This is a genomic window from Acinetobacter sp. A2 (genome assembly GCF_012371325.1).
Lineage (GTDB): Bacteria > Pseudomonadota > Gammaproteobacteria > Pseudomonadales > Moraxellaceae > Acinetobacter.
Window position 1 is genome coordinate 1 of record NZ_JAAZQX010000055.1, and the last position, 5,651, is coordinate 5,651.

Annotated in this window: 9 protein-coding genes; 4 read left to right on the forward strand and 5 right to left on the reverse strand. The window is 37.3% G+C overall.

The window, feature by feature from the left end; genetic code table 11:
* Window positions 1–109: 109 nt before the first annotated feature.
* Window positions 110–409: a hypothetical protein gene (locus HHA43_RS12915; RefSeq protein WP_000358348.1), complete on the reverse strand. Its 300-nt coding sequence runs from the start codon at window positions 407–409 to the stop codon at window positions 110–112.
* A gap of 743 nt (window positions 410–1,152) precedes the next feature.
* On the opposite strand from HHA43_RS12915, the gene repM reads away from it, so the two are divergent.
* Both repM and HHA43_RS12925 read left to right on the forward strand, forming a co-directional pair.
* Entirely contained in the window at window positions 1,153–2,085 is a 933-nt protein-coding gene (repM, locus tag HHA43_RS12920) for a replication initiation protein RepM (RefSeq protein WP_026438545.1), read from the forward strand.
* Complete coding sequence (locus HHA43_RS12925; protein WP_087528905.1) at window positions 2,082–2,378, forward strand: hypothetical protein; 297 nt, start codon at window positions 2,082–2,084, stop codon at window positions 2,376–2,378. The genes repM and HHA43_RS12925 overlap by 4 nt, the downstream gene beginning before the upstream one ends.
* On the opposite strand, the gene HHA43_RS12930 is transcribed toward HHA43_RS12925, so the two are convergent.
* A complete protein-coding gene (locus tag HHA43_RS12930; RefSeq protein ID WP_168370881.1) occupies window positions 2,375–2,659 on the reverse strand; it encodes a mobilization protein in 285 nt (94 codons plus the stop codon). The genes HHA43_RS12925 and HHA43_RS12930 overlap by 4 nt on opposite strands.
* A 363-nt stretch (window positions 2,660–3,022) precedes the next feature.
* Between HHA43_RS12930 and mobQ the strand changes: the two genes are divergently transcribed.
* Together mobQ and HHA43_RS12940 are read left to right on the forward strand one after the other, a co-directional pair.
* The gene (gene mobQ, locus HHA43_RS12935; RefSeq protein ID WP_168370880.1) at window positions 3,023–3,994 is read left to right on the forward strand and encodes a MobQ family relaxase; all 972 of its coding nucleotides are present in this window, start codon (window positions 3,023–3,025) and stop codon (window positions 3,992–3,994) included.
* Window positions 3,991–4,470: a hypothetical protein gene (locus HHA43_RS12940; protein WP_151208203.1), complete on the forward strand. Its 480-nt coding sequence runs from the start codon at window positions 3,991–3,993 to the stop codon at window positions 4,468–4,470. Before mobQ ends, HHA43_RS12940 begins: the two co-directional genes overlap by 4 nt.
* A gap of 6 nt (window positions 4,471–4,476) precedes the next feature.
* Here HHA43_RS12940 and HHA43_RS12945 read toward each other — a convergent pair whose 3' ends face one another.
* The 3 genes from HHA43_RS12945 to HHA43_RS12955 all read right to left on the reverse strand — a co-directional run bounded on the left by HHA43_RS12945 (window position 4,477) and on the right by HHA43_RS12955 (window position 5,527).
* Entirely contained in the window at window positions 4,477–4,890 is a 414-nt protein-coding gene (locus tag HHA43_RS12945) for a hypothetical protein (protein ID WP_151208204.1), read from the reverse strand.
* A gap of 135 nt (window positions 4,891–5,025) precedes the next feature.
* Complete coding sequence (locus HHA43_RS12950; RefSeq protein WP_136144374.1) at window positions 5,026–5,241, reverse strand: hypothetical protein; 216 nt, start codon at window positions 5,239–5,241, stop codon at window positions 5,026–5,028.
* Window positions 5,231–5,527: a BrnT family toxin gene (locus tag HHA43_RS12955; protein ID WP_136144373.1), complete on the reverse strand. Its 297-nt coding sequence runs from the start codon at window positions 5,525–5,527 to the stop codon at window positions 5,231–5,233. Before HHA43_RS12955 ends, HHA43_RS12950 begins: the two co-directional genes overlap by 11 nt.
* Between the last annotated feature and the right edge of the window lie 124 nt (window positions 5,528–5,651).

Consider the following 5,651-nt stretch of genomic DNA (forward strand, 5'->3'; position numbering starts at 1 on the left):
GTTTTACTTATTCAATAACTCATTAATTTAAATGGTTTCTAACATCCAAATTTCGTATAACCACCATTATGTTAAATAATAGGGGCTTCTAAGTACGCGATTAGAAAATTTAGTCTTTAAGAGGAGAAATTTGTTCTAGCTTATCTTCAGGATTATTTTCTCTAATATGTATAATTCGATCATAATTTTCTACTCCTCGTAAGTGAGGTGGTGCAAATGCTGGATACTTGTTGAAAAAGTGCATTTTAATATTTAGTGCATGGTCTAAAATAAAAGCACATTCAATTCCATAGTACTTATCATTAATAAAAAAATTGTCTGTAGTTTCTATTAGTTCTTGGATAGCTAAATCCAATTTTTGAATTTTTTCATTAATATCTTTAGTTTTCTCTTCTATCTTTTTGTCCATTGGTATCACCTATAGAATTAAGTTTCCCTAAAATTAACATAATACACCTTATACGAAAGGTGTTATAATTTTCCTTAGAAATCAATGCTGTAGTTTCTAGTTTATAGCCCAATCACACCCAATTGGGCTTTTTTTATGATTTTTCACGTTCCACGCCTATTATTTAAGCAATGTTTCACAACTTTGATTAGCTCCAGTAAATAATTAAAACCTAGATAATAAGAACAGAGCGAGTGTCTACGAGCGATTGAGCATCATCAAAATTTCGCCCTCGCCTTTTCTCTGATTACAAGCTCCCTTTCGATTTTAAACGGTAGGTACAGAGCATCCCGAATGGGTGCGAACTTTGGAGCTTTTGCTTTTCAAAAAGTATGAGCGAAGCGAATACATTATCAATGCTTTTTCTTTTAGATTTCACAAATAGGATTAACCAAAAACTGCCCCACGAAGCGAGGAACGAGCTTCAATAGAGTACGAGCTTTAGCGAGTACCTAGGGCAGTTTGCACTCCCCTCTCGAAAGGCTTTTAATTATTTTTAAAGCTTTTAAATGCTTTTAGATAAGCTGAAAACATTGATATGAGAGGACTACAGCTTATATAAGCACACAAATTCTCTTGTATAAGCACACAAATTCTCTTGTATAAGCACACAAATTCTCTTGTATAAGCACACAAATTCTCTTGATTTACACACATAAAATATATAGTGTGTAAATACACATTAATAATAACGTGTATTTAATATGAAGAATGGTTTAGTTGTGAAAGATAATGCATTAATAAACGCCAGTTATAATTTAGAACTAACGGAACAGCGTTTAGTCATGCTTGCAATCATTAATGCAAGGGAGTTAGGGCGGGGTATTACGGCAGATAGCAAACTAGAAATACATGCTAGTGACTATGCAAAACTATTTAATGTATCACCTGATGCATCCTACAAAGCCCTGAAAGATGCCGTAAATAATCTATTTAACAGGCAGTTTAGCTATACAGCCGAATATAAAAAAACAGGGAAGGTAGGTATCGTTCGCTCTCGCTGGGTAAGCCGTATTTTTTATGTAGATGATTTGGCATTACTAGAAATTACTTTCGCACCTGATGTAGTTCCTTTAATCACTAGATTAGAAGAACACTTTACAAAATATGAAGCCAAACAAGTTGCACACCTAACCAGTAAGTATGCCACTAGACTTTATGAGTTATTAATCGCTTGGCGTGAAGTTGGTAAAACACCTGTTTTTGAACTACAACAATTACGTAAAAATTTAGGTGTTGAAGATGATGAATATCAACGTATGCACCATTTTAAAAGCCGTGTATTAGAAACTGCCATTACTCAAATCAATGAACATACAGACATAAAAGCCACTTATGAGCAACACAAGAAAGGGCGTACAATTACTGGGTTTTCATTCAAGTTTAAGCAGAAACAACAACCGAAAAAATTAGATTCTAAGCGTGACCCAAACACACCTGACTTTTTTATCAAAATGACCGATGCACAACGCCATTTATTTGCAAAAAAAATGTCAGAAATGCCTGAAATGGGGAAATATTCACAAGGTACAGAAAGCTACCAACAATTTGCTATCCGTATAGCAGATATGCTGTTAGAGCCTGAAAAATTCAGAGAGCTTTATCCAATTTTAGAAAAATCAGGATTTCAGCCATGATTAAATTAAATAACCTATCAACCGATCTAAAGCATGTGACCGTTGAATACCTCGACATCGTAAATTATGAAATTGCGAGGGAAAATATATGCGGTTATATCTTCCTATTATCCCGACTATCCAAAGATGCCGAACCCACCGAAAAAATGCAGATGGAAAGCAAAATACAGAACTTAATTTACTATCGGGATAATTTACAAATCGAGGACAAGGACAATATTCAAAAGGTTTTAAATACGCTCATTCCAGAGTATCAAGCCGAACAAAACAACCAAACAGCTAAGAAAAATTAGGCTTCAATGTCGGGCAACTCAAAAAGCTGTCGATCTCTATTTTCTGTTAAATATTCGTTGAGTTCAGCGAGTATTTTTTCTTTATTGGCTTCATTTGCCTGCATTTTCTTAATCAAGTAAGAACCGAGCAAAATTTTACGTCTAGTATCGTCTTTTCTTTGCTGTTCTTTTTGCTTGGTACGTTCTCTTGCTTCAATAGCCTGTTTCTGTGCTTTTAACTGTTTCAGCTTCTCTAACTGGGCTTCAATTTTCTTTTCGATATTTTCAGCAGATTTAGTCATAACGGTTAATTTCGGAATATAGAAAACCACTCAAGCATAAGACCCTATGAATTGAAATTCAAGCGGGTAATATGCTATCGTGTTTTTCATGAAATGCGCACTTACGACTTGAATTTCATTCAAGTCAAAAGATGCGTAAGGGGGACACCCCTTAACCCCAAAAGCAAAAGCAAGAGCGGTAAAGCAAATGAAGAAATACAATATTGATGAACAGCATATTTTTATATGCTCAAACTGTGGGAATGAATTTTTATACAAATTACCTAAAATTCTTATAGAGCAAATGAATGGAGTATCCATTCAAACTATTAGAAAAGAATGCCCGAAATGTAATCAATACGTGGATGCCACAAGGAAAATTTAATGGCGATTTACCACTGTACAACCAAAACCGTTAACCGCAGTTCGGGAAGAACTGCCGTTGCATCTATGGCTTATCGTGCAGGGGAAAAACTAGAAGATAAACGTACAGGGCTGACGCATGACTTTACGAGAAAGGATGGAGTCGCCCATACCGAAATTGTGTCTAATCTCAATATTGAAATTGACCGCAGCCAACTTTGGAACTTGGCGGAACAGTCCGAAAACCGCAAAGATGCCCGAACCGCCAGAGAGTGGGTAATCGCCCTACCCGATGAATTAGACGCAGATCAACGTAAGGACTTGGCAAAAGCCTTTGCCACGGCCTTAGTTGATCGCTATGGCGTGATTGCAGACTTAGCCATCCACGAACCCAGCAAAGGCGGAAATGATAAGAACCATCACGCCCATATCATGCTCACAACCCGAAAAGCCGAATTGGATGCAGACAATAAACTCACTCTGACCACCAAAACCGATATTGAACTCAGCAACGCCAAACGAAAAAGCCTTGGTATGGGGACAACCCAAGACGAAATTAAACAGATTCGGGAAACGTGGGCAAATTTAGCCAATCACGCATTAGAACGAGCAGGTTTTCAGGAAAAAATAGACCACCGCAGCTATGCCGATCAGAATAACGGACTACAAGCCACCATCCATGAAGGCACTAAAGTCACCCAATTACGCAGACAAGGCATAGACACTGAAATCAGCCGTTTTAATGACAATGTGAAACAGCAGAACGCCCAACAGCTTGACCAACAGAAACAGCAGAAAGAGAGCGTTTTACAGCGTGGTTTAAACCGTGTCGATCAAGGTTTTGAGCAATGGCAGAAGAACCAAGAAAGCAAACGCCTAGAACTGGAACGCCAAGCGGAAATGAAGCGACAGCAAGAATTAGATAAACAACGAGCCGAACAAGCAAATCGTAAGGCATCACGAAATTTAGATAATGATGGATGGTCACGATGAGTAACCAAAATGATGATTTAGACCTAGATGATCAGTTATATATTCTATTGGCATCTATGAAGGAATACAGAGAAGCCATAGCAGACGATAATAAGCGATTAGAGACGTTTTACAGCAAAGTGGCTAGTGGGGTGCTGGAACAGAGTAAAAAGACCCTAAATAATGCAAACCAAGAGGCTACACGCGCCCTCCAAGGTCGTATTCAGGAGTTAGATAAAGCCACCGATAAATTGAACTACAGATTTATTGCCTTGTTGTGTGCAATTTTCCTCAGTCTGGTTCTGGTTTTTCTGTCTTTTATATTTTTATTCATTCCAAGTTTTGACGAGATCAAAGAACGTCGTGCAGAAGCAGCTTGGCTAGAACAAAGATATAACCTGGATATTAAAAACTGTAATGGTAAATCCTGTGTCCGGATTATGAAAAATGACTGTCACGGGCCACACAAAGATTATTGTGTGATTGACCCTAAATAGTACTTGTTAAAGCGGAGCTGCGAGCCAATAACCGTGCTGTGTACAAACATCTGGGGTAGATTGGAGTTTTGTTGAGTACATACCTCCACCAAGTCTGATTTCCTCACCTATAAAAACTTTATGGTTATTAAATTTATTGGTAATGCTGATCCTACCATCATTTGTATATTCTAATTCACTGCTGTTAGCCCAGATAATAAAAGGGCCATTATCGCTATTTAAACGAATACAGCCATGAGGATCTAAATGTAATTTGCCACCTGTCATTGAGAGCATATAAGTCTTTGTTTCAGGACTTTGCTTAATAAAAATTACAGATTTTACAGGTTCTATAGCACTAGAAACTAAGGCGGGCTTTGCCATACAAGCAGTCAGTACAGAAATGATGAAAAAACTTTGAGCTAAATTATATATTTTCATAGTTAACCAAGTTATGAGATGGGACAGTACTTTGCTTGGTTTCTTTCATTTTCCAATTTATACCGGTGTACGCAAAGTGGCTCGACTTTGCAATATGGCTAACGCCATATTGCAAAGCATCGAGCTAAATTTTAATTAAATACGTTTCAACGCCATGATATGGCGCACCATGTCGTTAATATGCTGTTTTGTTTCATTATCTTGAGAACTTAGCCAAGTTACAACATCCGCATCAAAAGCCTTTGCTTGAGCAATCGCATGGCGTTCTTGTAATTTTTTAACAAAATTTGGTTTTACTACTGGCGCATTGGTAGGGTCAAAATTTTTATAACGTTCTAATTCATTTTGCATGGTTATACCTCCGCTTTTGATTGTGCGATGGCTCAAAGGCAGTAATGATTCTTGCAACATCACCACGTTCAACCCAAACCACTGTTAGTAGTCTACCACGATTACTCAGACCGATTGATATTAGCCGTTGCTCATCGTAATGACCAAGATCGTCAAAGGACATCAGCTCTGGATCAAGAAAAACACTACATACCTCTTCAAAAGTAATTTCACGCCCTCGATAGACTAATTCCATTTTTTTATCGTGCCATTCAAATAGCAGACCGTAATACTCAATCAACGGCATCTTTAGCTTTTTCCTAGATTTACAACCTCTAAAAGTCTACTTAGAGGGTTTTACTTATTCAATAACTCATTAATTTAAATGGTTTCTAACATCCAAATTTCGTATAACCACCATTATGTTAAAT

Bases quoted from the DNA above. Each gene is read 5' to 3' on its own strand.
- HHA43_RS12915 (WP_000358348.1), bottom strand. From the start codon at position 409: ATGGACAAAAAGATAGAAGAGAAAACTAAAGATATTAATGAAAAAATT.
- repM (WP_026438545.1), top strand. From the start codon at position 1,153: ATGAAGAATGGTTTAGTTGTGAAAGATAATGCATTAATAAACGCCAGT.
- HHA43_RS12925 (WP_087528905.1), top strand. From the start codon at position 2,082: ATGATTAAATTAAATAACCTATCAACCGATCTAAAGCATGTGACCGTT.
- HHA43_RS12930 (WP_168370881.1), bottom strand. From the start codon at position 2,659: ATGACTAAATCTGCTGAAAATATCGAAAAGAAAATTGAAGCCCAGTTA.
- mobQ (WP_168370880.1), top strand. From the start codon at position 3,023: ATGGCGATTTACCACTGTACAACCAAAACCGTTAACCGCAGTTCGGGA.
- HHA43_RS12940 (WP_151208203.1), top strand. From the start codon at position 3,991: ATGAGTAACCAAAATGATGATTTAGACCTAGATGATCAGTTATATATT.
- HHA43_RS12945 (WP_151208204.1), bottom strand. From the start codon at position 4,890: ATGAAAATATATAATTTAGCTCAAAGTTTTTTCATCATTTCTGTACTG.
- HHA43_RS12950 (WP_136144374.1), bottom strand. From the start codon at position 5,241: ATGCAAAATGAATTAGAACGTTATAAAAATTTTGACCCTACCAATGCG.
- HHA43_RS12955 (WP_136144373.1), bottom strand. From the start codon at position 5,527: ATGCCGTTGATTGAGTATTACGGTCTGCTATTTGAATGGCACGATAAA.